13 protein-coding genes are annotated in these 18332 nt (G+C 69.0%); 10 read left to right on the forward strand and 3 right to left on the reverse strand.

Annotated features, from left to right (window positions below):
• Positions 1–4 precede the first annotated feature (4 nt).
• Complete coding sequence (locus tag QFZ67_RS05610) at positions 5–1402, reverse strand: sporulation protein (protein WP_307659975.1); 1398 nt, start codon at positions 1400–1402, stop codon at positions 5–7.
• 331 nt (positions 1403–1733) lie between these two features.
• Between QFZ67_RS05610 and QFZ67_RS05615 the strand changes: the two genes are divergently transcribed.
• The 5 genes from QFZ67_RS05615 (at position 1734) to QFZ67_RS05635 (ending at position 8415) form a co-directional block, all read left to right on the forward strand.
• A complete protein-coding gene (locus tag QFZ67_RS05615) occupies positions 1734–3500 on the forward strand; it encodes an asparagine synthetase B (protein WP_307659976.1) in 1767 nt (588 codons plus the stop codon).
• Positions 3501–3528: 28 nt separating this feature from the next.
• On the forward strand, positions 3529–3966 hold the full coding sequence (locus QFZ67_RS05620) for an NUDIX domain-containing protein (protein ID WP_307659977.1): 438 nt from the start codon (positions 3529–3531) through the stop codon (positions 3964–3966).
• Between the two features lie 54 nt (positions 3967–4020).
• A complete protein-coding gene (locus QFZ67_RS05625; RefSeq protein ID WP_307659978.1) occupies positions 4021–5340 on the forward strand; it encodes a UDP-glucose/GDP-mannose dehydrogenase family protein in 1320 nt (439 codons plus the stop codon).
• Between the two features lie 290 nt (positions 5341–5630).
• Positions 5631–7130, forward strand: a complete 1500-nt coding sequence (locus QFZ67_RS05630) for a M1 family metallopeptidase (protein ID WP_307659979.1) — start codon at positions 5631–5633, stop codon at positions 7128–7130.
• Positions 7131–7374: 244 nt separating this feature from the next.
• A complete protein-coding gene (locus QFZ67_RS05635) occupies positions 7375–8415 on the forward strand; it encodes a LacI family DNA-binding transcriptional regulator (protein WP_307659980.1) in 1041 nt (346 codons plus the stop codon).
• Between the two features lie 71 nt (positions 8416–8486).
• Here the strand turns inward: QFZ67_RS05635 and QFZ67_RS05640 are convergent, their stop codons facing one another.
• Positions 8487–11270, reverse strand: a complete 2784-nt coding sequence (locus tag QFZ67_RS05640; RefSeq protein ID WP_307659981.1) for a glycosyl hydrolase — start codon at positions 11268–11270, stop codon at positions 8487–8489.
• A gap of 245 nt (positions 11271–11515) precedes the next feature.
• Here QFZ67_RS05640 and QFZ67_RS05645 point away from each other — a divergent pair, with 245 nt between their 5' ends.
• From QFZ67_RS05645 to QFZ67_RS05660, 4 genes are all read left to right on the forward strand, one after another.
• A complete protein-coding gene (locus QFZ67_RS05645) occupies positions 11516–12820 on the forward strand; it encodes an ABC transporter substrate-binding protein (RefSeq protein ID WP_307659982.1) in 1305 nt (434 codons plus the stop codon).
• 109 nt (positions 12821–12929) lie between these two features.
• On the forward strand, positions 12930–13886 hold the full coding sequence (locus QFZ67_RS05650) for a carbohydrate ABC transporter permease (protein WP_307659983.1): 957 nt from the start codon (positions 12930–12932) through the stop codon (positions 13884–13886).
• Positions 13883–14788: a carbohydrate ABC transporter permease gene (locus QFZ67_RS05655; RefSeq protein WP_307659984.1), complete on the forward strand. Its 906-nt coding sequence runs from the start codon at positions 13883–13885 to the stop codon at positions 14786–14788. The genes QFZ67_RS05650 and QFZ67_RS05655 overlap by 4 nt, the downstream gene beginning before the upstream one ends.
• Positions 14789–14833: 45 nt before the next feature.
• Positions 14834–16234 (forward strand): GH1 family beta-glucosidase, encoded by a 1401-nt coding sequence (locus QFZ67_RS05660; RefSeq protein ID WP_307659985.1) that lies wholly within the window; start codon positions 14834–14836, stop codon positions 16232–16234.
• Here QFZ67_RS05660 and QFZ67_RS05665 read toward each other — a convergent pair.
• Positions 16206–17081, reverse strand: coding sequence for an oxygenase MpaB family protein (locus QFZ67_RS05665; protein WP_307659986.1), 876 nt, complete (start codon positions 17079–17081; stop codon positions 16206–16208). The genes QFZ67_RS05660 and QFZ67_RS05665 overlap by 29 nt on opposite strands.
• A gap of 198 nt (positions 17082–17279) precedes the next feature.
• Here QFZ67_RS05665 and sph point away from each other — a divergent pair, with 198 nt between their 5' ends.
• Entirely contained in the window at positions 17280–18269 is a 990-nt protein-coding gene (gene sph / locus QFZ67_RS05670) for a sphingomyelin phosphodiesterase (RefSeq protein WP_307659987.1), read from the forward strand.
• Positions 18270–18332 lie beyond the last annotated feature (63 nt).

Genomic DNA, 18332 nt, shown 5'->3' on the forward strand with positions numbered 1-18332 from the left:
TCTGTTAGGCGACGACGCCGAGTTCGGCGCGGGTGCGGTGGATGAACTCGCGGACGGCTGGCTCGCGCCGCCAGGGGGCCAGTGCCGCGTTGAACTCGCGGACGTAGTCCTTCGCGCGGGTGGACTGGACGCGGACGAGGATGTCGACGCTGCGATTGCCGAGTTCGAGGCCGTGGTCGAGGTCGCGGGCCTGCAGATGGGCGGTCCCCACGATCGCGAGCCGCATCCCGACGGAGCGGGTGAACACCCCGGTCGGCATGGCGGCAGCCTGCTTGTTCCAGGCGAGAGTGGCCTTGGGATTCTTCAGGTCGCGGAAGACCTCAGCGGCGTCCGCCGACAGGCGGGCGTGGTGATAGAAGTCGATCCATCCGGGCTCGTCGCCGTTGTCGGTCTTGGCCTGGCCCAGCAGATCCTCGGAGGCTGCGAGGGCCCGTGAGGCGGACCTGGGGTCGTTCTCGCGGGCGTGAGCGCGGGCCTCGATCAGTTTGGTGAACGCCAGCACCCTGGGCGCCGCCTGGCCCTTGGCGCGTTCGAAGGCGCCCTGGGCCATGTCCACGGCCTGGGACGCGAAGCCCCGCATCAGGGACTGCATGGCCATCGTGGTCAGGACATAGCAGCCCAGCTGCACATCTCCGCCCGCGCGGGCCAGGCGGAGAGCCTGGATGAAGTGCCGCTGGGCGGCGTTGTGCTGCCCGACGTCGAACGCCGTCCACCCCGCCAGCCGCGACAACTCGGCCGTCACGCTGAAGAGTTCACTGCCGACATCGTCGGAGAAAGTGCCCTGCAGGAGCGGGGCCGCCCTGTGCTCAAGACAGTCGGTGACGGAACTGGACTTCCAGTTCCCGCCGCCATACTTCGAGTCCCAGTGACGGGCGTGGTCGGCTGCCTCGCGCAGCTCGTCCAGGTCCGAGCGGCCGACTTGCTGGCCGCCCTGGTGGTTGGCGGTCTCATCGGCGGGGCTGACGAGCCAGCGGGTGACGGGGACGGTGAACGCGGACACGGCGAAGCCGGACCCGGTGTCCTTGAGGAAGTCGCGGCGGTTCACGGAGCTCCAGAACGAAGTGGCGACGCGGACGGCGTCGGCGGGATCTCGCGAGAAATCCAACCCCACCGAAGCATCGATTGTCTCCGCCTCGCCCATACCGATTTCCGCGAGATTGACTGGCCGCCCCAGCCGTTCCCCAAGAGCTTGGGCCAGCAGCAGGGGCACCGGGAGCTTCGGGGTCATCCCGCGCCGACACCAGTTCGCCACGGAGGTATGCGAGTAGTCCGTCTCTATCCCGGCCTGGTGGGCGAGCTGGTTGACGCGCAGAGCCAGGGACTTGTGGCTCGCACCAGAGTCTTCGATGAGCCGGGCCAGGTCCGTATTGGGCGGACGGGTCCGACGGACTGTCGATGCCACGACGTCCCCCTTGACCAGTACTGGAGTGTTGCGTACGAGGTCGACTCGACTGGCTACAGAAAGTGGTACGCGGGCGGACTGAAGATTTTCAGTCGTACGCGAACCCCCGCTGGGCACGAAGAGTCATACGCGATACGCGTGTTGGGTCACCGAGGGTATTGCCTGCGGGCCCACAGTGAACCGCGCACGCGAGTTGTGAGCCCCCCTGCGAGCCCTCCCCGATCTTGTTCCCGACCGCTGTGATGAGGGCCCAGGCCACCGCCGGAACTGGACGAGGCTCCTTCCGGCGGTGGCCGCCGACAGGCACCACTCACTCTCGGGGGTGAACCAGATGTGCGGAATCGCAGGACTGGCCGGACCGGACGCCCACTGGCACCAGATGACGGTGAAGGCCATGGGCATCGCCCAGCACTACCGCGGACCGGACGGCACCATGCACGCCGCATCCAGCGACGGGTGGGCGGTGCTGGCCATGAACACGCTGCTGATCGTGGACCCGCTGGCCCACCCCGGCCCCTACCTCGACCGCCCCTCGGGGGTGCTGCTGGCCTTCAACGGAGAGATCTACAACTACCGTCAGCGGGCCACAGCCTGGGGCATCGAGCTCGCTGAGAAAGAGACCGACGCCCACCTCGTCCTCAAGGCCTGGACGAAGCTCGGACCGTCCTGCCTGGACGGGCTGGACGGCATGTTCGCCCTCGCGGTCTATGACCCCCGCGTCGGCAAGCTGTTCCTGGCCCGCGACCGGCTGGGGGAGAAGCCTCTCTACTGGCGCCTGGACGGCGGCCGGCTCGCGTTCGCCTCCGAGGTCACCTCCTTGATCGGCTACGGTTCGGCACCGCTGATCGTCCGCCCGGAGATGTTGGCGATCGAGACCCCGGTCGGCGTCGACACCCCGTTTCAGGGCATCCAACTGCTGGCCCCGGCGACGTTACTGACCTTCGACGTCGTGACCGCCTCGCTGCAACAGACCATCTGGTGGCGTCTGGAGAACCGGCTGCCGTTTGGGGGCGACTACCGCCAGGCCCTGGCCGCCTTCTCGGTCGTGCTGGCCGAGCAGGTCCCGCTTCGGGCCCCTGGCTGCGACTTCGCCCTACTGCTGTCCGGCGGCCTGGACTCCTCGGTTCTGGCCTATCTGATGCGGCCCCCGGTCTGCGTCACCGTCTCCTACCCGGGCCAGGACCGCCTGGACGAGTCGGATGTCGCGGCCCGGATCGCGCGGGACATCGGGGCCGAGCTCGTGGTGGTCGAGCCGGATCACATCGACTTCACCAAGATCCTGCCGCACATGATGTCCGCGCTGGACTACCCGATGGGCAACGCGTCCACGTTCTCCGAGCACATGGCTTACCGGAAGGTCTCCGACCTCGGCCTGAAGGTGGTGGTCGGTGGGCTCGGTCCGGACGAATTCCTAATGGGCTACGTCCGCCATGCCCTGGTCCTGTTCGGTCCTGACGCCGTCCTCAAGGCGGGCCTGGACGCCTACCGGCCGCTTGCCGCCAAGCTCCTGCACACCGCGGGCCAGCAGTTGGAGCCTGGCGAGTCGGTCACCCGGCTCATCCTGCGCGGACCGGACCCCGAGATGCGGCTCAGGGCCTTGGTCGCCGACGCCATGGAACGGGCTGGCGGCGACCTGGCTAGGGGGCTGACCCTGGCCGATCTGGCAACGGCCTGGCGGCCGTTGGTGATGACGAGCGACAAGCTCGCCTCCGCCCACGCATTGGAGCGCCGGTCCCCCTACCTAGCGCGTGAACTGGTGGAGCTGTCCTACCGACTCCCGGTCGAGCACAAGATCGCCGATCCGGCGTCGGGCAAGCGGATCCTGCGGGATGCCGCGAAGGCCCTCGGCCTGCCCCGCGAGGTCTGGGGAAGCCGCGACAAGCTCGGCTTCTCCTCCCCTGTCCCCACCTGGCTCAACGGCCCCCTCGCGACCTGGGCAGACGCCCAGATCCGCACCGCGCTCGCCGAGGCCCCGGCCGCGCTGCGGCCGCTGCTGACGGACGGCCTCAAGCCTGGCGGCCGGTTCGACCGGACGAGGATGCAGGCCCTGCTGGCAGCCGCCTGGTTTTCACACCAGTCGGTGAGGGCTGCCGCATGATCCTCAACTCCCTTACTACGGTGACGGGATGCACTCTGCCACCACCCGTCCCGAGCGCCCGGCCACCGCCCGCGGCGCGGTCGCCATCATCACCAACCGGCGCGGCGAACTTCTCCTGCACCTGCGGGACGACCTGCCCAATATCGCCTGGCCCGCCCACTGGAGCTTGCTCGGGGGCGGCGCCGACGAGGGGGAGAGCCCTACCGAGACGGTTGTCCGCGAGCTCTACGAGGAAGCGGGACTCGTCCCCAGGAATCTCACCGAGCTCTTCGAGCTCCGCGACGAACACGGCTCCGGCCAGCTGATCAGCTTCTTCGCCGCCGACTGGGACGGCGACGAGACCACGCTGCCGCTGGCCGAGGGCGTCAAGCTCCAGTTCTTTGCCCCCGAACACCTCGACGTCCTCACGATCCCGCCGTTCATCCGGGACGGGATCCACCTCTATCTGGCCGCCCGGCCCGCCTGAGCCCTTCCCGGGATGGGGCCGCCGGGCGGCGGCCCCATCTGGAAGGACACGCTCGTGAAGCTCACCGTCGTCGGCTGCGGCTACCTCGGCGCCACCCACGCTGCCTGCATGGCCGAACTCGGCCACGAAGTCCTCGGCATGGACTCCGACATGGACAAGGTCAGCGTCCTCAACTCCGGCAAGGCCCCGTTCTTCGAGCGCGACCTGGACGAGCTGCTGGCCAAGCACACCGCCTCGGGCCGGCTGAAGTTCACCGCCTCCTACGCGGAGGCCGCCCACTTCGCCGACTTGCACTTCATCGGGGTCGGCACCCCGCAGACGCCCGGCATGGACATCTACGACCTCACTCACCTCCATTCCGCGGTCCGACAACTCGCCCCTCGTCTGACCGGTCCGGCGGTGATCGCGGTCAAGTCGACCGTCCCGGTCGGCACCGCACCTCGCGTCGCCGAGATCCTGCGGGAGTTCGCCCCGGCCGGCGACCAGGTCGAGGTCGCCTGGAACCCAGATTTCCTGCGCGAATCGCTCGCCATCGAGGACACCCTCCACCCCGACCGGCTCGTTCTCGGCTTCCAGAAGGAGCAGACCTGGGCCGAGGTCATGCTGCGGCAGTGCTTCGCGAAGATCATCGAGTCCGGGACCCCGACGATCGTCACCGACTGGGCGACGGCCGAACTCGCCAAGGGAGCCGCGAACTCCTTCCTCGCCACCAAGATCTCCTTCATCAACGCGATGGCCGAGATCTGCGAGAAGTCCGACGCCGACGTCCACCAGCTCGCCGAGATCCTCGGCCACGACCTCCGCATCGGGCGCCGCGGGATGCGGCCGGGTCTTGGCTTCGGCGGCGGCTGCCTGCCCAAGGACATCCGCGGCTTCATCGCCCAGGCGGTAGTGCTCGGCGCCGAGACAGCCACCGGCATCCTCCGGGAGGCCGACGCGGTCAACCACCGCCGCCGCGAGGCCATGGTCGACCTCGCCCGCGAACAGCTCGACGGCAATCTCATGGGCAAGCGGATCACCATCTGGGGCGCCGCCTTCAAACCGAACACCGACGACATCCGCGACTCGCCCGCCCTCGCCGTCGCCCACAAACTCCACGAGCTCGGCGCCACCGTCACCGTCACCGACCCCAAGGCCCTCGACAACGCCCGCAAACTCCACCCCGAACTCGACTACATCGAGGACCCTATCGCCGCCGTCCAGGACACCGACCTTCTGCTGCACCTGACCGAATGGGCCGAGTTCGGTCACATCGACCCGCACCGCCTTGCCCACCGCCCCACTAAGCCCCTGATCATCGATGGACGCGGCACCCTCAACCCCGACACCTGGCGCGAAGCCGGATGGGCCTATCGGAGCCTCGGCCGTCGTTGAACCCAAGGACGGCGCCTCGGCAAGGGGCCCACCCCTGTACGGCGGAGAGAACTTCCGAGCCGTCCTGCGTCCGCACCGTTGATGAGCCGTCTGAGCGGGTGTATTCAAGGACGCCCCTTGAGCGGAACACCCCGCGGCCCGCGCGGTACCGATGGGCCCGATCGGTGAGGGCCGCAGCCGCATGTCGGCCGAATGGCGATCACGTGAAAGGCCGAACGGCGCTCATGACTGCGGGCGCCGGGTCTGAATAGGGTTCAAGAGATCACCAATTCCTACGACTTGGAGCATCCGTGCACCGCAGACTTATCGTCCCGAGCGCGATCGCGGCCTCACTGCTGCTGGCGATCCCGGCATCGGCCGCCGACTCCGCGCCGGGCGCCCCGGGCATTGGCGACACCTACTACCCGGCCAGCGGAAACGGCGGATACGACGTATCTCACTACGACCTGAGGCTGAAGTACCAGCCCGCCACGGATCTGCTCGAGGGCACGGCGACGATCCTGGCCACCGCCACGCAGAACCTGAGCCGTTTCAACCTCGACTTCGGTCTTGACGTCAGCGAGGTGCGGGTCAACAACAAGAAGGCGCAGTTCAAGAAGGAGGGTGACCAGGAACTGGTCATCACTCCGACCGCGCCGCTGGAGAAGGGCAAGCCCGTCCCAGTGGTCGTCCGCTACGCGGGCAAGCCCTCCGAGCTGAACATCGGCGGGTTCACGGCCTGGCTCCGTACTCCGGACGGCGGAGTCGCCGCCCAGGAGCCGGACTCGGCCGTGTGGTGGTTCCCGAGCAACGACCACCCGCTGGACAAGGCGACCTACGACATCTCGGTCCTGGTGCCCGACGGGACCCAGGCGATCAGCAACGGTGTCCTGCAGTCACAGAGTTCGAGGCTGGGCTGGACGCGTTACAACTGGCGCTCCAACAAGCCGCAGGCGTCGTATCTCGCCACGCTCGCCGTCGGGAAGTTCGACATCACCACCGACAAGACGGCCGACGGGCCGCCGATCCTCAATGCGTACAGCAAGGACCTCGGCGACAACGCGGGGGCGGCGCGGGCGAGCGTCGAGCGGACCGGTGAGGTCGCCGAGTGGCTGACCGGGGTCTTCGGCCCGTACCCCTTCAATGCTCTCGGCGGCTACGTCCCCAATGTGACGAGCGGCTACGCGCTGGAGACGCAGACCCGTCCGTTCTACAGCCCGCGGCAGTTCGCCAACGGCGCGAATGTTTCCGTGGTCGTCCATGAGCTGGCCCACCAGTGGTACGGCGACAGTGTCTCCGTCGACGGCTGGAAGGACATCTGGGTCAACGAAGGCTTTGCCCGCTACAGCCAGTGGCTCTGGTCGGAGAAGGAGGGCGAGGGCACCGCGCAGGAGCTCGCGGACTGGGTCTATGCCCAGCACCCGGCCGATGACGCCTTCTGGACGGTCAAGCCCGGTGACCCGGGCCCGGACAAGCAGTTCGACATCGCCATCTACGACCGGGGCGCGCTGGCGCTCCAGGCGCTGCGGGGCGAGGTCGGCGACAAGGACTTCTTCGCGATCCTCAAGGGCTGGCCGACCGAGCACGCCTACGGCAACGCCAAGGTCGGCGACTTTGTGAAGTACGCCGAGAAGGTCTCCGGCAAGCCGCTGGCCGGTCTGTTCGACACCTGGCTCTACCAGCCGTCCAAGCCTGGCGCTCCGGCCGCGGCGGGTGCCCGGATCGCTGAGGCCGACGGCAAGCACGCCCAGCCGAAGTCGTGGAAGAAGATCGCCGCCACGAACACGATTCACGAGCACGACCACCACTGAGCCGCAGTCGCGAGGCGTAGTCGCGAGGCGCCGCCGTCCCCGGCCGGGAGGACGGCGGCGCTCCCCGGTACCGGGACGGCTCCGGGCGGCCCGGGCAGGCCGCTGGTGGACATGGGCAGGCTCCTGGTCGGCCGGGGTGGGAGCGCTCTCAGAAGATCGCCGGGACCGGATATCCTGTACCCGGCAGCGTTCTCCCCCGCTGTCGTCCGACGCAGCTGACTGAAGCCGACGAGGAGCGCCCGCCTTGCCCGAGCAGACCACGGGGTCCCGCCCCACCCTGGAAGCCGTCGCCGCCCGCGCCGGCGTCTCCCGGGCCACGGCATCGCGGGTCGTCAACGGCGGCGCTGGGGTTCGCCCCCCGCTGGTCGACAAGGTGCGCCAGGCGGTCGAGGAGCTCGGATACGTACCGAATCACGCGGCCCGCACCCTCGTCACCCGGCGCAACGGCGCGGTCGCCGTGATCATCGCCGAGCCGGAGTTCCGGATCTTCTCGGACCCCTTCTTCGAGCAGCAGGTGCGCGGCATCAGCCGCGAGCTGACGGCATACGACTCCCAGCTGGTGCTGCTGTGGGTGGAGGGGCCCGGCGACTACGACCGGATCGCCCGCTATCTCGGCGGCGGCCATGTCGACGGCGCACTGGCCTTCTCACTGCACAACGACGACGAACTGCCCGCCATAATCCGCCGGGTGCAGGTGCCCACCGTCTTCGGCGGCCGTCCGGGCTGGCCCGGCGCCGCCTCCGAGCTCGCCGTCCCCTATGTCGACTGCGACAACCGCGGCGGCGCCCGGGAAGCCGTACGTCATCTGGTCTCCCTGGGCCGCCGGCACATCGCGCACATCGCCGGCCCCCGCGACCAGACCTCCGCGCAGGACCGGATCGACGGCTACCGCGACGTCCTGCTGGACGCCGACCCGGAGCTCGTCTGCCAGGGCGACTTCACGGCGGACAGCGGCGCCCGCGCGATGGCCGAACTGCTGGACCGCCGCCCGGAACTGGACGCCGTGTTCGCCGCCAACGACCTGATGGCGTCGGGAGCGCTGCGGACGCTGCGCGAGCGGGGGCGGCGGGTGCCGCAGGACGTGGCGCTGGTCGGCTTCGACGACATGGCGTCGGTGGTGGAGACGACCGATCCGGCGCTGACGACGGTCCGTCAGGACATCGAGGGGATGGGCCGGTTGATGGTCCGGCTGCTGATGCGCGTACTGAACGAGGGCGAGCCCGGGGCCGGCGCTCCCGCCTCCGTGATCACTCCGACCACGCTGGTGCGACGGGCCTCGGCCTGAGAGGCCGCTGCCCGCCGCACACCGCGCGGTCAGCCGAAGGGGGTCAGCCGAAGGGGGTCAGCTGAAGGGGATCAGCTGAAGGGGATCACGACCACCGACTTGTCCGTGCCGGTCTGGAGCTTCGCGGTGCCATTGCCGATGGCGCTCCACACCTCCAGTCGTACGGTGCCGCCCTTGAGATCGCCGACGGTTCCGGTCGACGCCTTCAGGCCGCGTGACTGTGCGTACTCCTCCCAGCCCGCCACCGGGTCGGTCGCGAAGTAGTGGTAGGTCTCGGTCCGGTCGAAGGTGCCGTCGCCCGTGAAGTCGTAGCTGATACGGGCCTGCTGGCCGAGGCCGACGGTGGTGCCCGCGTCCAGCTGAAGGCGGAACGCGGTCGCGGCGCCCGGGGTGGGTGTGCCGTTGACGTGTCTGATCTCGTAGACGAGGGGCTGGTGCGGGGTGCCGTCGTAGTTGCCACCGGCCGCCGAGGCGATCGTGTCACTGCCCGCCGTACCGCCCGAAGCGGTGGTGAGCACCCCTCCCGTACGGAGCTGGAAGGTGTTGCCCGTGGGCGGCTCCGGATCAGGATCCGGGTCCGGGTCGCCTCCCCCGGTCCCCGTGCCGGTCGCCGTCGAGCGCGCCGGGACGGTGAGCGTCTTTCCGTCGGAGAAGGCCACCGTACGGGCCGTGGCGCCGTAGTTGTGCGCGGCGTAGGTCCGTACCGTCCCCTTGGTGAAGACCGCGGAGCTCGGAATGTCCCCGGTCACCGTCGCGTCGGGGGCGCCGAGCGCGTCGAGCGTGCTGATCCAGTGGTAGGTGTGCGCCTTGGACTCGCCCTGTTCGGGGGTGTAGCCCGCGTTGCCCGCGTCCCACTTGGCCTTCGCCGCCGCCGGGTCAGCGAGCGACTGGAACTCCCAGAGGATGTCGCGCCATTCGACGGCCGGGCCACCGTTCTCCCGTTCCATCTCGGCGATGTTGCGCCGGATCGCGGCCTTCTCCCCGCCCAGGTGGAGTGAACCACCCGTTACCGGAAGGACGTTGATGCCGTGGATCTCCTCCGGGTTGGCGGTCCACCAGGTGGCGTACGCCGCGCCGCTGCCCCAGACCATGCCGGCCGTGTCATGGCCGAAGGAGGACGGGAAGACCTGCTCGTCGGCGTCGAACCAGTACTGGGCAATCGCCTCCGACTCGGTGGTCAGCAGATACGTCCCGAGGTCGCGCAGCGCGGTGTCGCCGGTCGCCGAGCCCCACAGCACGAGGCCCGCGCTGAGGTTGGTGGACTCCGACGACGACTCCTGGTTGTTGCCCGCGGCGAATCCCTGGTGCCCGGAGGCCCAGCTGTGACCCGCGTACACGTCGAAGCCGCGCAGGAAGGGGAAGGCGGTGTCGGTGCGGCTGGAGTTGGCCGCGTCCCGTACCAGGGTCTTGACCATGCCGCCCCAGGCGGAGTCGGCGGCCCAGGCCTGGTCGTACTGGGCGACGACGGCGGCCGCGTAGACGTAGTAGCTGTAGTGGAAGTGGTGGTCGTTGAGTTCGGTGTCGCTGCCGTACGAGGCGGGGTAGCCGGTGAGCGTCTTCCATGCCTTGTCGTACGAGAACTCGTTCGCGCCCCCCGCCGTGAACCAGTCCTGCAGACGGCCCTTGATCAGACCGAGAAGCTTGTCGCGGGTGGCCGTCTCGCCGATCTGGTCGGCAGCGGGCACCAGTTGGGCGAGCTGCCCCAGCACCTTCCCGGTCCAGTAGGTGTCCGTGTAGCCCTTGAAGGGGTCCGGGTCGTTCGCGACCTGGTCGAGATAGCCCTTGAGCCGGGCCTGGTCGACGCCGTTCGACTTCGGCAGCCCGGGCAGCACCGCGGACGCCTTCTGGCTGGTGGTGAAGGAGGCCGCCTCGCGGACCTTCATGGTGCCGCGCGGTGAGACGTACGTGTAGGCGGTGAGCGGGTCGGTGCTGTGCAGCCACTGATGGCGGTAGAGGGCCTGGAGCGTGCCGCGTTCGGTGCCCTCCTTGGCCTCGGTGGTCAGGCTGTAGGTGGTCTGCACGGTGCCGCCGGCGTAACTCCAGGTCGCCTTGGAGCCGGTGACGAAGCTGTACGCGTACTTCTTGTACGTCGCAAGCGCGTCGGCGGAGGGCAGTACGGCGAGCGAGAAGTAGTCCTTGGCGCCGAGGCCCGCGGTGATGGTCGAGCCGGAGACCGTCCAGTCGCTGCCACTGGGCGCGAAGAGGGCGTAGTGGTGGCCAGCGACGGTGATACCGAGGACATTGCCCTGGTCGGCGAAGACGGCGGGCGCGGCGGCAGTGGTGATCTCGGCGTTGCCGCCGGAGCCCTTGGCGTATACGAACGGCAGGCCATGGCCGATGGTGGTGCGCAGTGTGCGTGCGCCGTCCGACCAGTAGGGGGTCACCGTCCAGTCGGACCAGTCGTCGGCCTTGGTGTCCGGTGAGTTGAGACCCGTGAGGCCGAGGGTGAGGTCGCGCTTGTGGGCGTACTCGTACTGGCGGCCCTCGCCGACGACCGCAGGCGTTGTGGGGTAGCCGACTTCGAGTCCGCCGGCCGTGGCCTGGTAGGTGAGCGGGTGGCCGTACATGGGGGTGGAGTACGGGTTGTCGCCGTACCGCTGGAAGGCGAGGGACGACCACCAGTCGTTGGTGGGGACGGGCTTGTCCTTCGCGGCGGGGGTGACCTTGGGAGTGACCGGCGCGCCGGTGTTGGTGGTCGGGCCCGACGTCCCTGCGGGGCGGGTGTCGGAGTAGCTGCCAGAGCCTACGGGGACGGTGGCGGCCGCCGCCGGAGTGGCGGCCGGGCCCAGGCCGAAGGCGGCCAGGGCTGAGACCAGGACCAGCGCGGCAGCTGGTCTGGTGCGGGTGGCTGGCATGGACGGCACCTCGAAGTCATCACGGGATGGGGCGGCCGAGAGCGCTCTCAGATGTCCAAGGAACGTAAAACTCCTGAAACAGAGGTGTCAATAGTTGAGACACAGGCGGCAGTTCAGGCCGAGTCCAAGCCGTTACGCCTTCGGGACTTGACGGGACGAGTACCTCCGGGGCACTCTCCAGACGCATCTTTGAGAGCGCTCTCAATCGGGCGGTCTCGCTCCACCGAAGCCAAGGGAGGCTTCTCATGCCCATCGCCCGAGCCGCCAAAAGGGCCACCGTCCGCCTGGGTGCGGTCGCGCTCGCCGGGGCACTGCTCGCCGCCTGTGGATCCGGATCGTCGGACGGCGCATCCGACAGTGCGGGCGGCAAGGTCACGCTCACCGTCGACCTCTTCGGATCCTTCGGCTACAAGGAGGCCGGGCTCTACGCGGAGTACGAGAAGCTCCACCCGAACATCAAGATCAAGCAGAGCGACACCGAGGACGAGCAGGACTACTGGAAGTCGCTGCAGACCCGCCTCGCCGGCGGTGGTGGCCTCGCTGATGTGCAGGGAATCGAGGTGGGCCGGATCGCCGCCGTCACCCAGCAGCAGGCCGACAAGTTCGAGGACCTGAAGAAGTACGGCGCCGACAAGCTCAAGGACCAGTTCGCCGAGGCCAAGTGGTCGGCGGCCACCGGCAAGGACGGCCAGATCCTGGGCCTGGGCACGGATGTCGGCCCGGAGGCCATGTGCTACCGCACCGACCTCTTCAAGCAGGCCGGTCTGCCCACCGACCGCGCTCAGCTGGCCGCCAAGTGGTCCACCTGGGACGGCTATCTGGCGCTCGGTAAGGAGTACAAGAAGAAGGCCCCGGCCAAGAGCGCCTGGGTGGACAGCGTCGGCAGCCTCTACGCGATCATGGTCGGCCAGCAGAAGGAGCGGTACTACGACGCCTCCGGAAAGCTGATCTACGAGGACAACCCGGCGATCAAGGCTGCCTGGGACGCCTCCACCGAGGCGGCGCAGTCAGGTCTGAGCGCCAAGCTCGACCAGTGGTCGCCGCAGTGGAACCAGGCGTTCTCGGCCGGCTCCTTCGCCACCATGCCCTGCCCCGCCTGGATGCTCGGCTACATCAAGGGCCAGGCCGGTGACGCGGGCAAGGGCAAGTGGGACATCGCCAAGCTGCCCGAAGGCGCCGGCAACTGGGGCGGCTCGTATCTCTCGATCCCGCGGGCGGCCAAGCACAAGAAGGAGGCGTACGAGCTGATCCAGTGGCTCACCGCCCCGGAGCAGCAGGCCAAGCTCTTCACCAAGCAGGGCAACTTCCCCTCCTCGACCGGCGCCATCGCCAAGGTCGCGGCGGCCAAGGACCCGTACTTCTCCGACGCCCCGATCGGCCAGATCTTCGGTGACGCCGCCAAGGCCGCGCCGGTCCAGGTGCTCGGCGTCCACGACAAGAGCGTGGCCGACCAGATCACCAACGCGCTGAGCGAGGTGGAGCGCAAGGGCACCTCGCCCGACAAGGCCTGGTCGACCGCGAAGAAGAACGTGGAGAACGCGACCGGCTGACCCCTCGGTCGGCACAGCTCCTTCAGGCCGGTCCCAGGTTCCCGGCCGGACCGGCCTGAAGGCTCCTGGTCTTTCAGCTTCCCGTAACGACTCCTCGAAGGGCCGCACCGTGACCCTCACCGCCACCGCGAAGCCGGTCTCCCCGCAGCCAGGGGCCCGGCCGTCGGCCGCGTACCGGACCTGGCGCACGCTCTCGCCGTACGCCTATATCGCCCCGTTCTTCACCCTGTTCGCCGCCTTCGGGCTCTTCCCGCTGATCTACACGGCCTTCGTCTCGCTCTACCGGGTCGAGCTGCAGACGCCGGGCGAGATGGAGTGGCGGGGCCTTGGCAACTACACCGCGCTCTTCGGCGACGAGATCTTCTGGACCGCGCTGGGCAACACCTTCACGATCGGGGTGCTGTCCACCGTCCCGCAGCTGGTGATGGCGCTCGGGCTGGCCCATCTGCTCAACTACCGGCTGCGCGGCCGGACTTTCCTGCGTACGGCGATGCTGCTGCCTTACGCGACCTCGGTCGCCGCCGCGACGCTGGTCTTCGCGCAGCTCTTCGGCCGGGACTTCGGGCTGATCAACTATGTGCTGGGGCTTGTCGGTTTCGGTCCGGTGGACTGGCAGGCCGGCACGGTCTCCTCGCAGATCGCCGTATCGACCATCGTCATCTGGCGCTGGACCGGATACAACGCGCTGATCTATCTGGCGGGCATGCAGTCCATTCCGAGCGAGCTGTACGAGGCCGCCGAGATGGACGGGGCCTCGCGCTGGCGGCAGTTCATCCATGTCACGCTGCCGGGACTGCGTCCCACGATCCTGTTCACGGTCGTCGTCTCGACGATCGGCGCAACGCAGCTCTTCGGTGAACCGCTGCTGTTCGAGGGCTCCATCTCCGGCGGCATCTCGCACCAGTACCAGACGCTCGGCCTTTATATGTACGAACAGGGCTGGGGCTTCTTCCATCTGGGCCGGGCCGCCGCCATCGCCTGGGTGATGTTCCTGCTGATCCTGGTGCTGGTCGGGGTCAACGCCCTGATCGCGCACCGCCGTTCCCGCAAGGAGGCCGGCCGATGACCGCGCTCGCCGACCCGCCCACGAAACCGCCTGCCGCGGCCCCACGACCTCAGTCCACGCGCCGGCGGAGGAGCCGGGCGGGCCGCACGATGCAGGGCGGCAAACTGGCGTACGCGATCCTGATCGTCGCCGTCCTGATCTCGGCGTTCCCGTTCTACTGGACCATCGTCGCCGCCAGCCGCTCCAACGCCGATCTGGCGAAGGTGCCGCCGACGCTGCTGCCCGGGTCGAATCTGATCCGCAACTTCGAGGCGGTGATGGAGGAGGCCGATATCGGCAAGGCCCTCCTCAACTCCTTCATCGTCTCCGGCTCGATCACGATCGGCACAGTGCTGTGCTGCACGCTCGCCGGTTTCGCCTTCGCCAAGCTGCGCTTCCGTGGCCGCGGCGCGCTGCTGGCGATCACGGTGGGGACGATGATGATCCCGCCGCAGCTCGGTGTGATCCCGCTGTTCATGCTGATCGCCGAATTGCAGTGGGTGAATCAGCTGCAGGCCGTGATCCTGCCCGGCCTCGTCTCCGCCTTCGGCGTGTTCTTCATGCGGCAGTACCTGGTGCAGTCGCTGCCGGACGAGCTGATCGAGGCGGCCCGGGTCGACGGTGCGTCCACCGCGCGGATCTTCTGGTCGATCGTGGTGCCCATCGCCCGGCCCGGTATGGCCGTGCTCGGCATGCTGACCTTCATGGCCGCGTGGAACGACTTCTTCTGGCCGATCGTCGCGCTCTCCTCGCAGGAGCCGACCGTGCAGGTGGCGCTGCGCCAGCTGGGCGGCGGCTATGTCCACGACCAGTCCGTGATCATGGCCGGCACGCTGCTCGGCACTCTTCCCGTGCTGCTGGTCTTCGGGCTGCTCGGCCGGCAGATCGTCGGCGGCATCATGCAGGGCGCCGTCAAGGGCTGACCCGTCCCCCACCGCCTCATCTCTATTTCCTGGGAGTCCCACCTCATGACCGCTGTCGACGCACGCCCCGAGACGACGACGGAGCTCCGGTTCCCGGCCGGTTTCCGCTGGGGCACCGCCACCGCCGCGTACCAGATCGAGGGCGCCGCCACCGAGGACGGCCGTACGCCGTCCATCTGGGACACCTTCTGCCGCACGCCTGGCAAGGTCCGCAACGGTGACTCCGGCGACATCGCCGCCGACCACTACCACCGGATGCGCGAGGACGTCGCGCTGATGAAGCAGCTGGGCGTCACCGACTACAGGTTCTCCGTCGCCTGGCCGCGGGTGCAGCCGACCGGGCGCGGTCCCGCCGTACAGAAGGGGCTGGACTTCTACCGCCGGCTCACCGACGAACTCCTCGAGGCGGGTATCCGGCCGGTCGCCACGCTCTACCACTGGGATCTGCCGCAGGAGTTGGAGGACGCGGGCGGCTGGCCGCAGCGCGAGACCGCCCGGCGGTTCGGCGACTACGCCGGGATCATGGCGGATGCGCTCGGTGACCGGGTGGCGACCTGGACCACCCTGAACGAGCCGTGGTGTGCGGCGTTTCTCGGGTACGGCTCCGGGGTGCACGCGCCGGGGCGCACCAGCGCGAGTGCCTCGCTGCGCGCAGCCCACTACTTCAACCTGGCGCATGGCCTGGCGGCTCAAGTGCTGCACACCGCCCTGCCCTCGACGTCCGAGATCTCGCTGACGCTCAATCTGCACGCGGTGCGTCCGCTCACCGACTCCGCGGCCGACCTCGATGCCGCGCGCCGGATCGACGCCGTCGGGAACCGGATCTTCCTCGATCCGGTGTTCCACGGCCGGATTCCGGAAGATCTGGTCCGTGACACGGCCGCGGTGACCGACTGGGCCTTCGTCCACGACGGCGATCTGGAGGTGATCTCCACGCCGATCGACTCGCTGGGCATCAACTACTACTCCCCCACCGTCGTCGGCGCCGGCTCGTCGGACTCGCCGTCGCCGTGGGCCGGTGCGGAGGAGCATGTGCGCTTCCTGCCCGCGCCTGGGCCGCGCACAGCGATGGACTGGCCGGTCGACGCCGACGGTCTGTACGAGCTGCTGACCCGGCTGCGCGACGACCTGCCGGGCGTGCCGCTGGTGATCACCGAGAACGGGGCCGCGTACGACGACTACGCCGACCCGTCCGGCGAGGTCCACGACCCGGAGCGGGTGGAGTATCTGCGGGCCCATCTCTCGGCGGTACACCGGGCGATCGGGGCCGGCGCGGATGTGCGTGGCTACTTCCTGTGGTCGCTGCTCGACAACTTCGAGTGGGCGTACGGCTACAGCAAGCGGTTCGGCATCGTCCACGTCGACTTCGCGACCCAGCGCCGTACCGTCAAGGACAGCGCCCGCTGGTACGGGGACGTCATCGCACGGGGCGGTCTGACCGGCTGATCCGGGCGGCCCGCCGCGCCTCGCGCGCCAGCGGGAGGTACCGCAGTCGCTCGGGGAGTACGGGAACCACGGCCCGTACGACCCGGGCGAATCTGCGCAGTCTGCGCTCCTGCTCGTCCGTCCACTCCAGGCCGATCGCCTCGCGCGCGTCGGGCGGCATCAGCCCGATGGTCATGAAGCGGCGGAAGCGGGCGAACGCGGGCAGCAGCACCGGCCACGCCGTCCTGAGCAGCACTCTGAGCACCAGCGGCCCGCGGTCGGGCGGCGGCATCGCCGGGTCGGTGGCGATCAGTTCGCGTACGACGACGGTCGCCTCCAGTTCGTCGGCGAGCACCTTGCGGTAGTACGGCCAGAACTCCTCGATCGTCTGGGGCATGTCCCGGTCGTGGATGCCGAGGACCCGCCCGACCTGGAGCCACTCGGCGTAGAGCTTGCGCTCCTGGGCCTCGGTGAGCGGGCGCGCCAGATAGCGCAGCGCGTGCTGGTAGACCGGGAAGCCGGTGGCGTGGACCCAGGAGTAGTAGGCCGGATCGAGCGCGTGGTACCTGCGGCCGTGGGCGTCCGTGCCCTGGATGGTCTTGTGCAGCTCCCGGAGCCTGCGCCCCTCCTCGGCCGCCGCATCGCCCCCGTACACCCACAGCTGGAGCGAGCGCAGCGAACGCTCGCCGCGGCCCCAGGGGTCGGTGCGGAAGACGGAGTGCTCGTCGACGCCGGCGCCGACGGCGGGGTGGGCGACCTGGAGGGTGAGGGCGGCAGGCAGCATCAGCAGACCGCGGATGTCACCGGCGAGGGTCCAGAGCACTCCGCCGGGCGGTGGTGGTACGGGATCAGCCGCGGGCCCGGTCATCTGACCATCGTAACTTTCATGGGGTCGAGCAGGCCTTCTGCCGCCCCTGCCTGGCAGCAGGGCGAAGACGGCGGCACCAGTGTTGGTGAGATCGTACGGCTGCGGAAAGAAAGTGGGCACCTGGCCATTACCAGGTGGTAACTCCGGCTGATTTGATGTGCGTCGCCGGTCCACCCCCCACCACATCCGGGAGTCTTTGTGCCGCACTCCGCGCTCCGCCGTATCCCTGGCGCAGCTCTTTCCACCGCGCTCGCCGCGGCCGTCCTCACCGGGACGGCTCCGACAGCTTCCGCCGCCCCGGCGGCCGCGACGCCGTCCCTGAGGGTGCTGACGTACAACGCCTTCCTCTTCAGCAAGACGCTGTACCCCAACTGGGGCCAGGACCACCGGGCCGCGGCGATCCCCGCGACCTCGTTCTTCCAGGGCAATGACGTCGTCGTGATCCAGGAGGCCTTCGACAACTCCTCGTCGGGCGCGCTGATGCAGAAGGCCGCCGCCCAGTACCCGTACCAGACCCCGGTGATGGGGCGGAGCAAGGACGGCTGGGACGCGACCGGCGGGTCGTACTCGGCCACCACGCCCGAGGACGGCGGGGTCACGGTGCTCAGCAAGTGGCCGATCGTCCGCAAGGAACAGTTCGTCTACAAGGACGCCTGCGGGGCGGACTGGTGGTCCAACAAGGGCTTCGTCTATGCCGTGTTGAACGTCAACGGCGCGAAGGTGCATGTGGTGGGTACGCACGCGCAGTCCACCGACTCCGGCTGCGGCGCGGGCGAGGCGGCGCAGATGCGCAGCCGCCAGTTCAAGGCGATCGACGCCTTCCTGGACGGCAAGAACATCCCGGCCTCCGAACAGGTGCTGGTAGCGGGCGACTTCAACGTCGACTCGCGGACGCCGGAGTACGCCACGATGCTCGCCGACGCGGGTCTCGCGGGTGCGGACGCCCGCACCGGACACCCGTACTCCTTCGACACCGAGCAGAACTCGATCGCGTCCGATCGCTACCCGGACGACCCGATCGAGGACCTCGACTACGTCCTGCACCGCGCCGGGCACGCGAAGCCGGCCGGCTGGACCAATGAAGTGATCAAGGAGCAGAGCGCGCCCTGGACGGTCTCCAGCTGGGGCACGAGCTACACGTACACCAACCTCTCCGACCACTACCCCGTCGTCGCGTCCGGACAGTAGTCGCAAGCCCTTCGCAGCTGGTCAGAGGCCGCTTTTCGGCAGTGGCTGCAAGGGAGTTGGTAT

Origin of the sequence: Streptomyces sp. V1I1, assembly GCF_030817355.1 — a bacterium.
GTDB lineage: Bacteria > Actinomycetota > Actinomycetes > Streptomycetales > Streptomycetaceae > Streptomyces.